This window comes from Pseudomonas sp. XP2 (assembly GCF_053557975.1).
This window is the reverse complement of the sequence record NZ_JBNRIK010000029.1, coordinates 1-14,900: the sequence shown is the minus strand read 5'-3', so window position 1 is coordinate 14,900 and position 14,900 is coordinate 1. Positions and strand designations below refer to the sequence as shown.

The following is a 14,900-nucleotide window of genomic DNA, read 5'->3' as shown; positions in this document are numbered from 1 at the left end:
CGAACGAGGGCGAAGCCCTCGCAAATGCCACCAGGTCAGAACATCGCCGCCGACAGCTTGCGGCGATAAACGCCAACCAGCGGATGATCCCCCCCCAGCAGCTCGAACACCTGCAGCAACGCCTTCTGCGGCAGCCCGTTCTCGTAGCCACGGTTACGCTGGAACAGCTTCAGCAGCCCATCCAGCGCCGCTTCGTACTGCTGGCGCGCCAGCTGCTGAATGCTCAGCTGATAGGCCGCCTCGTCATCCTGCGGATTCTGCGCCAGGCGGCTTTTCAGGTCTGCCACTTCTGGCAGGCTGGCGGCCTGGCGCAGGAAGGTCAGCTGGGCCTTGGCCCCGGCCAGTGCAGCCTTGTGCTCGTCGGTCTTGACCGCATCCAGCACCACCTGGGCCTCGCCCAGCTCGCCACGTTCGGCCAGGCAGCGGGCGTACAGGATCAGCGCCTCGGCGTTGCTGTTGTCCTCACCCAGCAGTGCCTGCAGCAACGCTTCGGCTTCGGCAAAGCGGCTTTCGGCAAACAGCGCCTTGGCCTGCTCCAGCGGCGAAGCGACGGGTGCAGCGGGCATCTGCACGTGCGGCTCGAGCATGGCGCGAATCGCCGATTCCGGCTGAGCCCCGGCAAAACCGTCCACCGGCTGGCCGTCCTTGAACAGCACGACGGTCGGCAGGCTGCGAATGCCGAACTGGGCAACCACCTGTTGCTCCACGTCGCAGTTGATCTTGGCCAGCAGCAGCTCGCCCTGGTAACCCTCGGCGATCTTGGCCAGCAACGGCATCAGTGCCTTGCAGGGCGCGCACCACTCGGCCCAGAAGTCCACCAGCACCGGCTTGTGGAAGGAGTTCTCGATTACCAGTTGCTGGAAGGTGGCATCGGTAGCGTCGAAAATGTAAGGCGTGTCTTGGGTCATCGCGACTCTCGCAAACTCGTGAATGGCACCACTATAAGGCGTCGCGGCTGGCGTGGTACAGGCTGACCCTGCGGAATTCGTGTGGCTCGGCCAGGTCCGGCAGGGTCAGCGCTTCGAGCACGCCCAGCTGTTGGTACAGCGGGTGGCAGAAGTTGCGTACGCGCGAGTCGGCCACCAGCGCTTGGCGGCCGCGGCCGAGGAAGGCGTCCAGCAGCGGCAGGTTGGCGCGGTCGTACAGCACATCGGCGACCAGGATCAGGTCGAAGCGGTCGTCCTCGGCAAAAAAGTCACTGCTGTAATTAAGCTCGACCCCATTCAGCGCGGCATTGGCGCGGCAGGCATCGAGGGCCAGCGGGTCGAGGTCGCAGGCCACCACTTCCAATGCACCGGCGCGCGCGGCGGCAATACCGGCGATACCTGAGCCGGCGCCAAAGTCCAGCACGCGCTTGCCGGCCACCCACTCCGGGCGCTCGGCCAGGTAGCGGGCCATGGCCAGGCCACTGGCCCAGCAAAAACTCCAGTAGGGCGGCTCTTCAAGGATGCGCCGGGTTTCTTCGCTGCTGAAGGCGCGGTCCATGTTCTGGTCGTCGATCAACCACAGCTTGAGGTCACAGCCGGGCAGCTCGCTGACGATCAGGCGCGCTTCGCCGATCAGGCCGCTGAGGGCCTGTTGCAGGGCCACGGGTGCCACTTACGGCGCCTTCTCGAAACGCAGCGGGCCGGTGGCTTGGGTTTGGGCCTGGCTGATACGCACCGGTGGCAGGTGCATGATCAACTGGCCGGAGCTGCTGGCGCGGCCACGCAGCTCGACCCGCGCGCCGGCCGGGAACGCTTCGGGGTTGAAGCGCAGGTGGTAGGGCAGGGCCTGGCCGGTGCCGGTCAGGTTGCTGCTGGCCAGCAGGCGTTGCGGGCGGTCGCGTTCGTCGATGACCAGCAAGGCCAGTTCCACGTCGGCACCTGCCGGGATTTCCAGCAAGGTGCCGCTCAGTTCGCGCTGGTAGGCCGGCAGCGGTCCCAGTACTTCGGCCGGTTTGGCCGAGCGGGTTGGCGTGGGCGCCGGGGGCGTATCGGTTTTCGGCCTGTCGCTGCCGCAGGCAGCGAGCAGGGCGGCGCAGCACAGCACAACGAGCGCTCGGTAGTGCATGGGGTCGTCCTTCACGGGCAGATTTCCCATGGATGTTAACCCCTTTGGCTTGTCTTGCCAGTGCAATGCGCTACCATGGCCCTCCCTTTTTTTGTTGCCTGCCACCATGCACTGTCCCTTTTGCGGTGCCAACGACACCAAGGTCATTGACTCTCGCCTCGTTGCCGAGGGCGAGCAGGTGCGCCGCCGCCGCGAATGCGTGGCCTGTGGCGAGCGCTTCACCACCTTCGAAACCGCCGAACTGGTGCTGCCCCGGCTGATCAAGCAGGACGGCACGCGCCAGCCTTTCGACGAAGAAAAGCTGCGCGCCGGCATGCAGCGGGCGCTGGAAAAGCGGCCGGTCAGCGTCGAGCGCCTGGAAGCGGCGCTGGCGCACATCAAAAGCCGCTTGCGTGCCACTGGCGAGCGCGAAGTCAAATCGCTGGTGGTGGGAGAAATGGTCATGGCCGAGTTGCGCAAGCTCGACGAGGTGGCCTATATCCGCTTTGCCTCGGTGTACCGACGCTTCCAGGACCTCGACGAGTTCCGCGAAGAAATCGACCGCCTGGCCCGTGAGCCGGCTAAAGAGTGAACATGCCCAGCCAAGCCGCCATCCTTGACGCCCACTACATGGCCCGCGCGCTGCAGCTGGCGCGTAAGGGCGTGTACACCACCCACCCCAACCCGCGCGTAGGTTGCGTGATCGTACGCGATGGCGAAGTGGTGGGCGAAGGCTGGCATGTGCGTGCTGGCGAGCCACATGCCGAGGTGCATGCCCTGCGCCAGGCCGGTGAGCGTGCCCGTGGCGCCTGTGCATACGTTACCCTCGAGCCGTGCAGCCACCATGGCCGCACGCCGCCGTGCGCCGAAGCACTGGTGAAGGCTGGCGTAGCGCGGGTGGTGGCAGCCATGCAGGACCCTAACCCGCAAGTGGCAGGGCAGGGCCTGCGGCGCCTGGCCGAGGCTGGCATCGAAGTGGCCAGTGGCGTGCTCGAAGCCGAGGCCCGCGCGCTCAACCCAGGCTTTCTCAAGCGTATGGAACACGGCCTGCCGTTCGTGCGCGCCAAGCTGGCCATGAGCCTGGATGGCCGCACCGCGATGGCCAGCGGCGAAAGCCAGTGGATCACCGGCCCCGCTGCCCGTTCGGCGGTGCAGCGCCTGCGTGCCCGTGCCAGCGTGGTGCTGACCAGCGCTGCCAGTGTGCTGGCCGACAATGCGCGCATGACCGTACGTGGCGCCGAGCTGGGCCTGGACGCCGAAACCACCGCCTTGGCACTCAGCCGCACCCCGCTGCGAGTGCTGGTCGATGGCCGCCTGCGCCTGCCACTGGCTGCGCCGTTCTTCCTGGCCGGCCCGGCACTGGTGGTGACCGCTGTCGCAGATGACCCGCGCTATGCCGCTGCCGGCCACGAACTGCTCAGCTTGCCGGGCGACAATGGCCAGGTCGACCTTGCGGCGCTGTTGCAGGCCCTGGCCGCCCGCGGCGTCAACGAAATCCTCCTGGAAGCCGGTGCCGGCCTGGTCGGCGCCTTTGCCCGCCAAGGCCTGGTCGACGAGTATCAGCTGTTCGTCGCTGGCACCTTCCTCGGCTCCGACGCCCGCCCATTGCTGGAGTGGCCGCTGGACAAGATGAGCGAAGCGCCGCGATTGAAAATTACCGAAATGCGCGCAGTGGGCGATGACTGGCGGGTCACGGCCATCCCCCTGCCGGCGCCCGGCGTATAATGCCGGGCTTGCCCCGTGCAAACCGTTTTTGAGGAAGACCCCATGTTCACCGGCATCATCGAATCCATCGGCACCATCCGCAGCCTCACCCCCAAGGGGGGGGATGTGCGCGTCCACGTCGACACCGGCAAGCTTGACCTGGGCGACGTCAAGCTCGGCGACAGCATCGCCGTCAACGGTGTGTGCCTGACCGCCGTCGAACTGCCGGGCAATGGCTTCTGGGCCGATGTCAGCGTCGAAACCCTCAAACGCACCGCATTCATCGACCTCAAGAGCGGCAGCAAGGTCAACCTGGAAAAGGCCCTGACCCCCACCACCCGTCTGGGCGGGCACCTGGTCAGCGGCCATGTCGACGGCGTCGGCGAAATCATCTCGCGCAGCGATAACGCCCGCGCCATCCAGTTCCGTGTGCGTGCACCCAAGGAGCTGGCCAAGTACATCGCCCACAAGGGTTCGATCACCGTCGACGGCACCAGCCTGACGGTCAATGAGGTCAATGGCGCCGAGTTCGAGCTGACCATTGTCCCGCACACCCTGTCCGAAACCATCATGGCCGACTACCGCGCAGGGCGTCGGGTAAACCTTGAGGTCGACCTGCTGGCCCGTTACCTGGAGCGCTTGCTGCTGGGTGACAAGGCTGCCGAACCGAGCAAGGGCAGTGGCATTACCGAAAGCTTCCTGGCCGCCAACGGCTTCTTGAAATCCTGATTGAGAAGGGGGTGCCGCGTGGCGCTCAACAGCATCGAAGAACTGGTCGAAGACATCCGCCAGGGCAAAATGGTCATCCTCATGGATGACGAAGACCGCGAGAACGAAGGCGATATCATCATGGCGGCCGAATGCTGCCTGCCCGAACATATCAACTTCATGGCCAAGCACGCCCGTGGCCTGATCTGCATGCCGATGACCCGCGAGCGTTGCGAAACGCTGAAGCTGCCGCTGATGGCGCCGCGCAACGGCTCGGGCTTCGGCACCAAGTTCACCGTATCGATCGAAGCCGCCGAAGGCGTAACCACCGGCATCTCCGCCGCCGACCGAGCACGCACCGTGCAGGCCGCCGCTGCCAAGGACGCCAAGGCCGAAGACATCGTCAGCCCTGGCCACATCTTCCCGCTGATGGCCCAGCCCGGCGGTACCCTGGCCCGTGCCGGCCACACCGAAGCCGCCTGCGACCTCGCACGCATGGCCGGTTTCGAGCCAAGCGGCGTGATCTGCGAAGTGATGAACGACGACGGCACCATGTCGCGTCGCGCCGAGCTGGAAGTGTTCGCCGCCGAGCACGGCTTGAAGATCGGCACCATCGCCGACCTGATCCACTACCGCATGATCCACGAGCGCACCGTGCAGCGTGTTTCCGAGCAGCCGGTGGAGAGCGAGCTGGGCGAGTTCAACCTGGTCACCTACCGCGACGCGGTCGAAGGCGACGTGCACATGGCCCTGACCCTGGGCAAGATCTGCGCCGAAGAGCCTACCCTGGTGCGTGTGCACAACATGGACCCGCTGCGCGACCTGTTGCTGGTCAAGCAGCCAGGCCGCTGGAGCCTGCGTGCTGCCATGGCTGCCGTGGCCGAGGCTGGCAGTGGCGTGGTGCTGCTGCTGGGTCACCCGCTGGACGGCGACGTGTTGCTGGCCCACATCCGCGAAAGCGCGGGCGATGCACCCGCCAAGGCACCGACTACCTACAGCACCGTGGGTGCCGGTTCGCAGATCCTGCGCGACCTCGGTGTGCGCAAGATGCGCCTGATGAGTTCGCCGATGAAGTTCAACGCGATATCCGGATTCGATCTGGAAGTTGTAGAATACGTGCCCTCCGAGTGACTTGAGGCGGCATTGACGCCCTCTGCTCGAGTCCAGACCCCTGTCGAGGCCGCTTGTATGCGGCCTCGCTCTTGAAGATGAGAATATCGGAATGACCCTGAAGACCATCGAAGGTACCTTCATCGCCCCCAAAGGTCGCTATGCTTTGGTGGTTGGCCGCTTCAACAGCTTCGTCGTTGAAAGCCTGGTAAGCGGTGCCGTTGATGCCCTGGTACGCCACGGTGTCAGCGAAAGCGACATCACCATCATCCGTGCCCCGGGCGCATTTGAAATCCCGCTGGTAGCACAGAAGGTCGCCCAGCAAGGCGCCTACGACGCGATCATCGCCCTGGGCGCTGTGATCCGTGGCGGTACCCCGCACTTTGAATACGTGGCGGGCGAATGCACCAAGGGCCTGGCCCAGGTGTCCATGGAGTTCGGTGTTCCAGTGGCCTTCGGCGTACTGACCGTCGACTCCATCGAGCAAGCCATCGAGCGTTCCGGCACCAAGGCCGGCAACAAAGGTGCTGAAGCTGCCCTGTCCGCACTGGAAATGGTCAGCCTGCTGGCGCAGTTGGAGGCCAAGTGATTAGCGACGAAAGCGATCGTTTCAACCCGCGCGATCCAAAACCTGCGGATGCCGGCAAGCCCTCGAAGAGCGCCAAGCGCCGCGAAGCCCGCAAGCTCGCGACCCAGGCACTGTACCAGTGGCACATGGCGCAGCATTCGCTGAACGAGATCGAAGCGCAGTTCCGGGTGGATAACGATTTCACCGATGTCGACGGTGCCTATTTCCGTGAAATCCTGCATGGGGTTCCGGCAAGCAAGGGCGAAATCGACAAGGCCCTGGCGCCTTGCATGACCATGACGCTGGAAGAGCTCGACCCGGTCGAGCTGGCCGTGCTGCGTCTGTCCACCTGGGAGTTCATCAAGCGCGTCGACGTACCGTACCGCGTAGTGATCAACGAAGGTGTCGAGCTGGCCAAGGTCTTTGGTGCCACCGACGGCCACAAGTTCGTCAACGGCGTGCTGGACAAGCTGGCACCGTCGCTGCGTGAAGCCGAAGTCAAGGCGAACAAGCGCTGATTCTGGCGCTGCCGAGCCATGGGTGAGTTCGAGCTGATCAACCATTACTTCGCCGCCGCGCCTTGTGCGCAGGGCGGCGAAGGCGTGGCCCTGGGTATCGGCGACGATTGCGCCCTGCTGGCCCTTCCCCCCGGTGAGCAACTGGCGGTGTCGACCGACACCCTGGTCGCCGGGGTGCATTTTCCCGCTGTTTGCGATCCGCTGCTGCTTGGCCAGCGTTCGCTGGCCGTGGCCGCCAGTGACCTGGCCGCCATGGGTGCAACTGCGATCGGCTTCACCCTCGCCCTGACCTTGCCTGATGTTGGCCCTGACTGGCTGGCAGCCTATGCTGACGGCCTCAGCCGCATGGCCCACCGTTGCCGCATGAGCCTGATCGGGGGTGACACTACCCGAGGCCCGCTGAGCATAACCGTTACCGTGTTTGGCCGTGTACCGACAGGCCAGGCGTTGCGCCGTAGCGGTGCACGGCCAGGCGACCTGCTGTGCGTTGGCGGGGTGCTGGGCAAGGCGGCCGGCGCGCTGCCGCTGGTGCTGGGCGAGCGCGAGGCGCCTGCTGAACAGGCCGAGCCGCTGCTGGCCCATTACTGGTCGCCAATGCCGCAGCTCACCCTCGGAACGCTGCTGCGTGGTCGGGCCACGGCGGCGCTGGACATCTCTGACGGCCTGCTCGCTGATTGCGGGCACATCGCCAAGGCGTCCGGCGTTGCGCTGGAGGTGAACCTGGCCCAGGTGCCAGTGTCTCCTGCTGTAGAGGCTTTCCTCGGCCGCGAAGCAGCAGTGCAGGCAGCCCTCGCCGGTGGCGATGATTACGTGCTGGCCTTTACGCTGCCGCCTGAGGCGCTGGCACCCTTGGCTGATCTTGGCGTGGTCGAGGTGCATACCATTGGTCGTGTGCTCGAAGGGCAGGGCGTCACCTTGCGCGATGTGCAGGGCCGGGACATCACCCCCGTTCAGCGGGGCTATCAACACTTTAGGGAGACACCGTGACCGATCACCCCAATCAGGTGCCTGCGGAGTTTGTTCCGCCTTCGGTCTGGCGCAACCCGTGGCACTTCATCGCTTTTGGCTTCGGTTCGGGTACCTTGCCCAAGGCCCCGGGTACCTGGGGTTCGCTGGTGGCCATACCGTTCATCCCGTTGTGGCAGATGCTGCCTGACTGGGGCTACTGGCTGTTGCTGGGCGTAAGCATGCTGTTTGGCTTCTGGTTGTGCGGCAAAGTCGCCAATGACTTGCGCGTACACGACCATGAAGGCATTGTCTGGGATGAGATTGTCGGCATGTGGATCACCCTCTGGCTGGTGCCGGAGGGCTGGCAGTGGTTGCTGGCAGGGTTCCTGATGTTCCGCTTCTTCGACATCCTCAAGCCATGGCCGATCCGCTGGATCGACCGCCATGTGCACGGGGGTGTCGGCATCATGCTCGACGATATCCTGGCCGGCGTGTTTGCTTGGCTGGGCATGCAGGTTCTGGTGTGGGCGGTTGCCTGAACAGGGAGCGCGTGAATGGCCATAAGGACGTTGCTGTTGGCAGTGCTGCTGAGCGTTGCCCCATGGGTGGCAGCTGCTGAAGGCGTGCCCAAGCAGATCCACCTGGTCAGTGAAGAATGGCTCGATTACACCAACGCTGACGGTACCGGGGTGGCCTGGGACGTACTGCGCAAGGTGTTCGAGCCGGCAGGGGTCCAGGTGGTGACCCAGAGCGCGCCCTACAGCCGTGCAGTCGGGCTGGTCAAACGCGGCGAAGCCGATGCCTGGGTGGGCTCGTACAAGCAAGAGAACGACGACAACCTGTACCCACGCTGGCACTTCGACGTCGACCACATCTACGCATTGGGGCTTGCCAGCAAACCTGTGCCCACTGCGCAGGACGTGGGCAAGTATCGCCTGGCCTGGGTGCGTGGCTACGATTACGGCAGCTACCTGCCAGATGTGCATGAATTCCGTGAAATTCAGCGCCGCGAAGGCATTCTGCCGATGCTCGAGCATGACCGGGTGGACTTCTACATTGATGCGCTGACCGAAGTCAATTACGTCCTCAGCCAGTCATCCCACCCCGAGCGCTTCCGCCTTAACCATGTGGCCGAATTACCGCTGTACCTGGCGTTTGCCCACAATGGCCAGGCCAAGGCCCTGAGTGACCTGTTCGACAAGCGCATGGACGAACTGGTGCGCAGCGGCGAGCTGAAGCCGATTTTCGAGCACTGGAAACAGCCGTACCCGTTCACTGCAGACAGCAAACCCCATTGAAGCAGGGGCGCTTCGCACTCCATCGCCGGCAAGCCAGCGCTCACAGGATCACCGCGGCTTCGGATCCTGTGAAGTACCTGTGGGCGCTGGCTTGCCGGCGATAAGGCCGGGCCTGGTGAACCTAAGCATCGAACTTTTCGATCTTAACCCGCGGTATTCAGCCCGCCCACAGCCTGCAACCGGCTGATACAATCGGCCCACGAGAAATTTCCAACTTATTCCAGGAGCACAACGTGCCCGTCGTCTTTGTTGCCGCCTCTAAACTCCCGACGCCATTCGCGACCTTCACCATGCACGGCTTCCTCGACGAAGCCACTGGCCGCGAGCACGTAGTGCTCAGCCTGGGTGACATTGCGGATGGCCAGCCGGTGCTGGGGCGCCTGCACTCCGAGTGCCTGACCGGCGACGCCCTGTTCAGCCAGCGCTGTGACTGCGGTTCGCAGCTGGAAGCCGCGCTGCAGGCGATCGCCCGTGAAGGCCGTGGGGTACTGCTGTACCTGCGTCAGGAAGGCCGTGGCATCGGCCTGTTGAACAAGATTCGCGCCTACGAGCTGCAGGATGGTGGCGCCGATACCGTCGAAGCCAATGAACGCCTGGGCTTTGCCGCCGACCAGCGCGACTACGCCATCTGCTTGCCGATGCTGGAGCACTTGGGCGTGAAAGCCCTGCGCCTGATGACCAATAACCCGCGCAAGGTCAAAGCCCTGACCGACATGAATATCGTGGTTGCCGAACGTGTACCGCTGCACACCGGCCACAACCCGCACAACCGTTACTACTTGGCGACCAAGGCCGGTAAACTCGGCCACATGCTGGGCAATGAACACCAGGGCGAGGTGCCCCAGGCGTGACCCGCGCCGAGGTCAAGCGGCGCCTGGCACTGGCCTGGTGGCAGTACCTGGCTGTTGGCCTGGTGCCGCTGCCGGTCATGGCCTGGGCCTTTGGTGGTGGTGACGCGCTGATCCCGGTGCTGGCCATGCCACTGTTCATCGCCGGCGCGGCGACCATGTTCCTCAGCCTGCCGCGCTTCGGCGCTTACAAGCGCGCACTGATCGCCACCTCCAAGGTGCTCGGCACGGGCGAAGAGCCCGCTGCCTGGATCGAACTGGCGCGGGTGCGGCGCATGGCCATGCTGTACGCCTGCTTGCCGGCCTGGGTCGCCGCACTGTCTGTACTGGTCGGCCTGGAGGCGGTGCCGCAGATCCTGCTGGCGTTGTCCACCGTGGTGGTGCTGTACCTCTATCGCATTCCGCGCCAACTGGGCTGATGCGCTTTCTCCCTGGCCTGCTGGCGCTGTTCGCCTGTACCGCGCTGGCCGCTGACCCCTTGCGGGTGGTCAGCCTGGCGCCTTCGATGACTGAAATCATGCTTGAACTGCAGGCCGACGACCTGCTGGTCGGCGTGCTCGACGGTGGCGAACGGCCGGCAGCCCTGCGCGACCTGCCCTCGGTAGGGCGCCAAGGTCAACTGGACATGGAGCGCCTGCTCAGCCTGCGCCCTGACTTGCTGCTGCTCTGGCCGGGCAGCGTGCCACCTGCCCAGCGCGACCAGCTCAAGCGCCTGGGCATTGCCACCTTCAGTGCAGAGCCCCGTGACATCGACCAGTTGATCGCGCAGATCGAAGCCATCGCCGAGCGTATCGGCCGTGCCGGGCAAGGCCATCAATATGCCCAGGCCCTGCGGGAACGGCTGCGGCAGCTGCGCCAGCAGTACCGGCGTGACGAGCCCTTGCAGGTGTTCTATCAGGTGTGGGACCAGCCGTTGTACACCCTGGGTGGCCGGCAGGTGGTGAGCGATGCCCTGGCCGTGTGCGGGGCGCGCAATGTGTTCGCCGACCTCAGCCAACCAGCGCCGCAGGTGAATGTGGAGTCTGTGCTGCTGCGAAATCCACAGGTCATCCTGGCGGGTGATCAAGCGCAACTGGCAAGCTGGAAGGCCTGGCCGCAACTGCGTGCGGTTGCCGATGGCAGTTTGCTGGTGATACCCGACAAAGGCATTGAGCGGCCCAGTGGGCAGATGATCGAAGCCACCGCCCGTTTGTGCGCAGTGCTCGCGGCTAAAGCGCCGGCGTCCAGGTAACGCTGAACAGCAGCGTACGGCCTTCTTCACGGTAGGGGTGATAGGCCCCCTCATAACTGTACAGGGCGCGGCTGTAAGACCGGTCCAGCAGGTTATCCAGCTTCGCTTCCAGTTTCAGTTCATCAGTGGCGGCCCAGCTACCGCGCAGACCGAGCACACCATAGCCGCCGATGCGGTTGCGGTTGGCCTCATCGTCGTAGCTGCCGCTGACCGCTTGCCAGCTTGCCCCCGCGGCGAAACGCCCGAGCTCACGGTCCAGATCCAGGCTTAACGTGCGGCGTGCACGGCGGGCGAGAGTGTGGCCGCTGTCACGGTCACGCGGGTCGATCAGTGCCAGGCCCAGCTGGCTGTGCCAGGCGTCCCACTGTTGCGCCAATGCCATTTCGAAACCGTTGATCTGTGCCGAGGCCACGTTGCGGGGTACCGAGTCCTGGCCAAACACGATCGCATCGCGCAGATCGGTGCGGTATAGCGAGGCTTCCAGGCGGCTGTGCGTCGTCAGTTGGCTGCGCCATTGCAGCTCGTAGCTTCTGGAGTGCTCGGGGTCCAGGTCCGGGTTGCTGAACTGGGGGTAATAGAGGTCGTTGAAGGTTGGCGCCCGAAAGCCCTCGCTGTAGGACAGCAGCACATCATTCTGTGCGTTCAACGGTATGGTCAGGCTGCCGCTCCAGGTGGTCTGGCCGCCGAACTGCTGGTTACGGTCATGGCGCACGCCCACCTCGGTTGAGAACTGCTCGCCCTGGTAGCGGTGCTGGACGAAGACGGCGCGGTTCCAGCGGCTGTCCTCGGTAAAGTCGGTGCTGGCGTGCACGCGGTCTTCGTACCAGTCGCCACCCAGCAGCAGGCTGTTCCGCTCGCCCAGGGCCAGGTCGTTCTGCCAGGTGACTTGATCACGGTAGGTGTTGAACACGAAGCGTTCGGCGCTGAGCTTGTCGCGCTTGTCGTCGCGGTTCTCGCTGTGGGCCAGTTCCAGCCGCGAATGCCAGATGTCGGTGAGCTGGGCGTCGAAGTAGCTGCCCAGGCTGCTGACGCTGAAATCGGTGTACGGCTGTTGGCCGAAGCTTTCGAAGGTAACCGGGTCGAAGCCGCCGAACGGGTTGTCGTACTCGCTGCGGCCACGGCTGTCGAGCAGGTTCAGGCCGGCCTCGAAGCGTTCGCCAAAGGTATGGCTCAGGCTCAGGTTGAATGCCTTGTTGCGGTAGGCGTCGTGGTCGCCATCGCTGGCGAAGGACGGCCCGGTCGAGTCGATGCCGGCCGTTTCATCCAGGCTGGCGCCAAGGTTGAAGCGGGTCGCGTCGCTGCCGCCAGAAAGCCCCAGGCTGCGCTGGAATGTCTGGTTGCTGCCGGCGGCCATGCGCAGGCGCGGCTGCAGGCCGGGGCCATTGCTGCGACGGGTGAAGATCTGGATTACCCCGCCAATGGCGTCGCTGCCGTACACCGCCGAGCGCGAGCCGCGCAGCACTTCCACCCGCTCGATCTGGTGGACGTTCAGAAACTGCAGGCCGCTGTCGCCAGAGGTAGCGTTGGCAATGCGCACCCCATCGACCAGCACCAGGCTTTGTGCCGCCTTGGTGCCGCGGATGAAGATGCCAGGCAGGCTGCCCCGGCCACCGGTTGGCGCCACTTGCACGCCGGGCACGCGGCTGAGCAGGTCGGTGACGCTGGCGGGTTGCAGGCGATCGATGTCAGTACGGGTGAAGACGGTGTTGGCAGCGCTGGTGGCGGTGCGCGACTCGACCTGGCGGCTGGCGCTGATCAGCACGTCGGGGAGCTTGAGGGCGTCGTCGCGCTCGGCGGCTAGCAGGAATGTGGGGGCACAGAGTAGTGCGGCACAGGCGGATGGTTTCATGGGCAGCCCCAAAGTATTCGCGGGACAAGCCCGCTCCCACAGGATTGTCAATGTTCTCGAAAAGCGTGATGGACCTGTGGGAGCTGGCTTGCCCCGCGAATGGGCCGCAAAGCGGCCCCAGGGATTACAGGCCGAGCCTGGCCATGCGGGCTTTTACCGAAGCTTCGATCCCGGCCGCATCCAGCCCGCACTCAGCCAGCATCTGCGCAGGCTTGGCATGCTCGACGTAGATGTCGGGCAAGCCCAGGTGCAGCAGCGGCTTGAGCACTGCCTGGCTGGCAAGGAACTCGCCCACCGCTGCACCCGCGCCACCCATGATGGCGTTCTCTTCAATGGTTACCAGCAGCCCGTGGCTGCCAGCCAGTTCAAGCACCAAGGCTTCGTCCAGCGGCTTGACGAAGCGCATGTCGACCACCGTGGCGTTGATCTGCTCGGCCACCTGCATGGCCTCGGTCAGCTGCACGCCGAACACCAGCAGGGCGACTTTCTCGCCTTGGCGGCGAACCACGCCTTTGCCGATTTCCAGTGGGTCCAGATCGCCACTGATCGGCGCATTCGGGCCGGTACCGCGCGGGTAGCGCACAGCTGCCGGGCCGTTGTACAGGTGTCCGGTGCTGAGCATCTTGCGCAGCTCGTTTTCGTCGCTCGGGGTCATCACCAGCATGCCCGGGATGCAGCGCAGGTAAGACAGGTCGTAGCTGCCTGCGTGGGTCGGGCCGTCTTCGCCAACCAGGCCGGCGCGGTCGATGGCGAACAGCACGTCGAGGTTCTGCACCGCTACATCGTGGATCAGCTGGTCGTAGGCACGCTGCAGGAAGGTGGAGTAGATCGCCACCACCGGCTTGCTCCCTTCGCAGGCCATGCCGGCTGCCAAGGTCACAGCGTGTTGCTCGGCGATCGCCACGTCGAAGTAGCGCTCCGGGTAACGCTCGCTGAAGTCGACCAGGTCCGAGCCTTCCTTCATCGCCGGGGTAATACCCACAAGGCGGTTGTCGGCAGCGGCCATGTCGCACAGCCACTGGCCGAACACGGCGGAGTATTTCGGGCCGCTGACGGTCTTCGGCGCGGCAGGCTTGTCGGCCGGCTCCAGCTTGGTGATGGCGTGGTAGCCGATCGGATCGACCTCGGCCGGGGCGAAGCCCTTGCCCTTTTTGGTCACCACATGCAGGAACTGCGGGCCCTTCAGGTCACGCATGTTGCGCAGGGTGGCGATCATGGTCGGCAGGTCATGGCCGTCGATCGGGCCGATGTAGTTCCAGCCCAGCTCTTCGAACAGCGTACCCGGCACCAGCATGCCTTTGGCGTATTCCTCGGTGCGGCGGGCGATTTCCCAGGCGCCCGGCAGGCGCGACAGCACTTTCTTGCTGCCTTCGCGCATGCTCGCGTAGGTGCGGCTGGAGAGAATCTTGGCCAGGTAGTTGGACAGGCCGCCGACATTGCGCGAAATCGACATGTCGTTGTCGTTGAGGATCACCAGCATGTCGGCGTTGACTTCCTGGGCGTGGTTCAACGCCTCGAAGGCCATGCCGGCAGTCAGCGCACCGTCGCCGATCACCGCGATCGACTTGCGTGCGCTGTTCTGCAGACGGGCGGCAATGGCCATGCCCAATGCGGCGCTGATCGAGGTGCTGGAGTGGCCGACGCCAAAGGTGTCGTACTCGCTTTCGCTGCGGCGCGGGAAGGCGGCGATGCCGTCCTTCTGGCGCAGGCTGAGCATGCGGTTACGGCGCCCGGTGAGGATTTTGTGCGGGTAGGCCTGGTGGCCCACGTCCCACACCAGCCGGTCGTCCGGGGTGTCGAACACGTAGTGCAGGGCGATGGTCAGCTCGATCACGCCCAGACCGGCACCAAAATGCCCACCGGTCTGACCCACGGTGTAGAGCAGTTCCTGGCGCAGTTCGTCGGCCAGGGTCTCCAGGTCGGCTTCGGCCAACCGGCGCAGGCCGACAGGCGTGTCAGCGCGGTCGAGCAACGGCGTGACCGGGCGTTCGCGGGGGATCTCTTGAAACGTCGCCACAACCAGCTGGCACACCAGTTGGTCAGCGGCAACTGATGGACCCGGGCTGCTGCGGCCAAGACCGGTTGCA

17 protein-coding genes are annotated in these 14,900 nt (G+C 64.9%); 12 read left to right on the top strand and 5 right to left on the bottom strand.

The annotated features are described in order from the left end of the window. Positions 1-35: 35 nt before the first annotated feature. From trxA to ACK1VC_RS24155, 3 genes are read right to left on the bottom strand one after another with little or no spacing between them, the layout of a single operon-like run. Complete coding sequence (gene trxA, locus ACK1VC_RS24165; protein ID WP_016484692.1) at positions 36-908, bottom strand: thioredoxin; 873 nt, start codon at positions 906-908, stop codon at positions 36-38. 31 nt (positions 909-939) lie between these two features. Next, on the bottom strand, positions 940-1,599 hold the full coding sequence (locus ACK1VC_RS24160; RefSeq protein ID WP_016484693.1) for a class I SAM-dependent methyltransferase: 660 nt from the start codon (positions 1,597-1,599) through the stop codon (positions 940-942). Further along, complete coding sequence (locus ACK1VC_RS24155) at positions 1,600-2,052, bottom strand: YbaY family lipoprotein (protein ID WP_016484694.1); 453 nt, start codon at positions 2,050-2,052, stop codon at positions 1,600-1,602. It lies immediately after the preceding gene. A 106-nt stretch (positions 2,053-2,158) separates the two neighbouring features. On the opposite strand from ACK1VC_RS24155, the gene nrdR reads away from it, so the two are divergent. The 12 genes from nrdR (at position 2,159) to ACK1VC_RS24095 (ending at position 10,964) form a co-directional block, all read left to right on the top strand. Beyond that, positions 2,159-2,623, top strand: coding sequence for a transcriptional regulator NrdR (gene nrdR / locus ACK1VC_RS24150; protein ID WP_003255402.1), 465 nt, complete (start codon positions 2,159-2,161; stop codon positions 2,621-2,623). A 2-nt stretch (positions 2,624-2,625) separates the two neighbouring features. Next, positions 2,626-3,756, top strand: coding sequence for a bifunctional diaminohydroxyphosphoribosylaminopyrimidine deaminase/5-amino-6-(5-phosphoribosylamino)uracil reductase RibD (ribD, locus tag ACK1VC_RS24145; RefSeq protein WP_016484695.1), 1,131 nt, complete (start codon positions 2,626-2,628; stop codon positions 3,754-3,756). Positions 3,757-3,798: 42 nt separating this feature from the next. Further along, a complete protein-coding gene (locus ACK1VC_RS24140; protein ID WP_016484696.1) occupies positions 3,799-4,464 on the top strand; it encodes a riboflavin synthase in 666 nt (221 codons plus the stop codon). 18 nt (positions 4,465-4,482) lie between these two features. Continuing rightward, on the top strand, positions 4,483-5,574 hold the full coding sequence (gene ribBA, locus ACK1VC_RS24135) for a bifunctional 3,4-dihydroxy-2-butanone-4-phosphate synthase/GTP cyclohydrolase II (RefSeq protein WP_016484697.1): 1,092 nt from the start codon (positions 4,483-4,485) through the stop codon (positions 5,572-5,574). 91 nt (positions 5,575-5,665) lie between these two features. Beyond that, positions 5,666-6,142 carry a 6,7-dimethyl-8-ribityllumazine synthase gene (gene ribH, locus ACK1VC_RS24130; RefSeq protein ID WP_003255395.1) on the top strand — a complete coding sequence of 159 codons (477 nt, stop codon included), beginning with the start codon at positions 5,666-5,668 and terminating at the stop codon, positions 6,140-6,142. Next, a complete protein-coding gene (gene nusB, locus ACK1VC_RS24125) occupies positions 6,139-6,639 on the top strand; it encodes a transcription antitermination factor NusB (RefSeq protein ID WP_016484698.1) in 501 nt (166 codons plus the stop codon). The genes ribH and nusB overlap by 4 nt, the downstream gene beginning before the upstream one ends. A gap of 18 nt (positions 6,640-6,657) precedes the next feature. Further along, complete coding sequence (gene thiL, locus ACK1VC_RS24120) at positions 6,658-7,626, top strand: thiamine-phosphate kinase (protein ID WP_016484699.1); 969 nt, start codon at positions 6,658-6,660, stop codon at positions 7,624-7,626. Further along, positions 7,623-8,126, top strand: coding sequence for a phosphatidylglycerophosphatase A family protein (locus ACK1VC_RS24115; protein ID WP_003255391.1), 504 nt, complete (start codon positions 7,623-7,625; stop codon positions 8,124-8,126). The genes thiL and ACK1VC_RS24115 overlap by 4 nt, the downstream gene beginning before the upstream one ends. A gap of 15 nt (positions 8,127-8,141) precedes the next feature. Beyond that, positions 8,142-8,885 carry a substrate-binding periplasmic protein gene (locus ACK1VC_RS24110; protein WP_016484700.1) on the top strand — a complete coding sequence of 248 codons (744 nt, stop codon included), beginning with the start codon at positions 8,142-8,144 and terminating at the stop codon, positions 8,883-8,885. A 233-nt stretch (positions 8,886-9,118) separates the two neighbouring features. Beyond that, positions 9,119-9,736, top strand: coding sequence for a GTP cyclohydrolase II (ribA, locus tag ACK1VC_RS24105; RefSeq protein WP_016484701.1), 618 nt, complete (start codon positions 9,119-9,121; stop codon positions 9,734-9,736). Beyond that, positions 9,733-10,152, top strand: a complete 420-nt coding sequence (locus ACK1VC_RS24100; protein ID WP_016484702.1) for a hypothetical protein — start codon at positions 9,733-9,735, stop codon at positions 10,150-10,152. The genes ribA and ACK1VC_RS24100 overlap by 4 nt, the downstream gene beginning before the upstream one ends. Continuing rightward, positions 10,152-10,964 carry a cobalamin-binding protein gene (locus tag ACK1VC_RS24095; protein WP_060519265.1) on the top strand — a complete coding sequence of 271 codons (813 nt, stop codon included), beginning with the start codon at positions 10,152-10,154 and terminating at the stop codon, positions 10,962-10,964. The genes ACK1VC_RS24100 and ACK1VC_RS24095 overlap by 1 nt, the downstream gene beginning before the upstream one ends. Here the strand turns inward: ACK1VC_RS24095 and ACK1VC_RS24090 are convergent. Next, the gene (locus tag ACK1VC_RS24090; protein WP_191087226.1) at positions 10,942-12,813 is read right to left on the bottom strand and encodes a TonB-dependent receptor domain-containing protein; all 1,872 of its coding nucleotides are present in this window, start codon (positions 12,811-12,813) and stop codon (positions 10,942-10,944) included. The genes ACK1VC_RS24095 and ACK1VC_RS24090 overlap by 23 nt on opposite strands. A gap of 124 nt (positions 12,814-12,937) precedes the next feature. Then, on the bottom strand, positions 12,938-14,830 hold the full coding sequence (gene dxs / locus ACK1VC_RS24085; RefSeq protein WP_449118061.1) for a 1-deoxy-D-xylulose-5-phosphate synthase: 1,893 nt from the start codon (positions 14,828-14,830) through the stop codon (positions 12,938-12,940). Between the last annotated feature and the right edge of the window lie 70 nt (positions 14,831-14,900).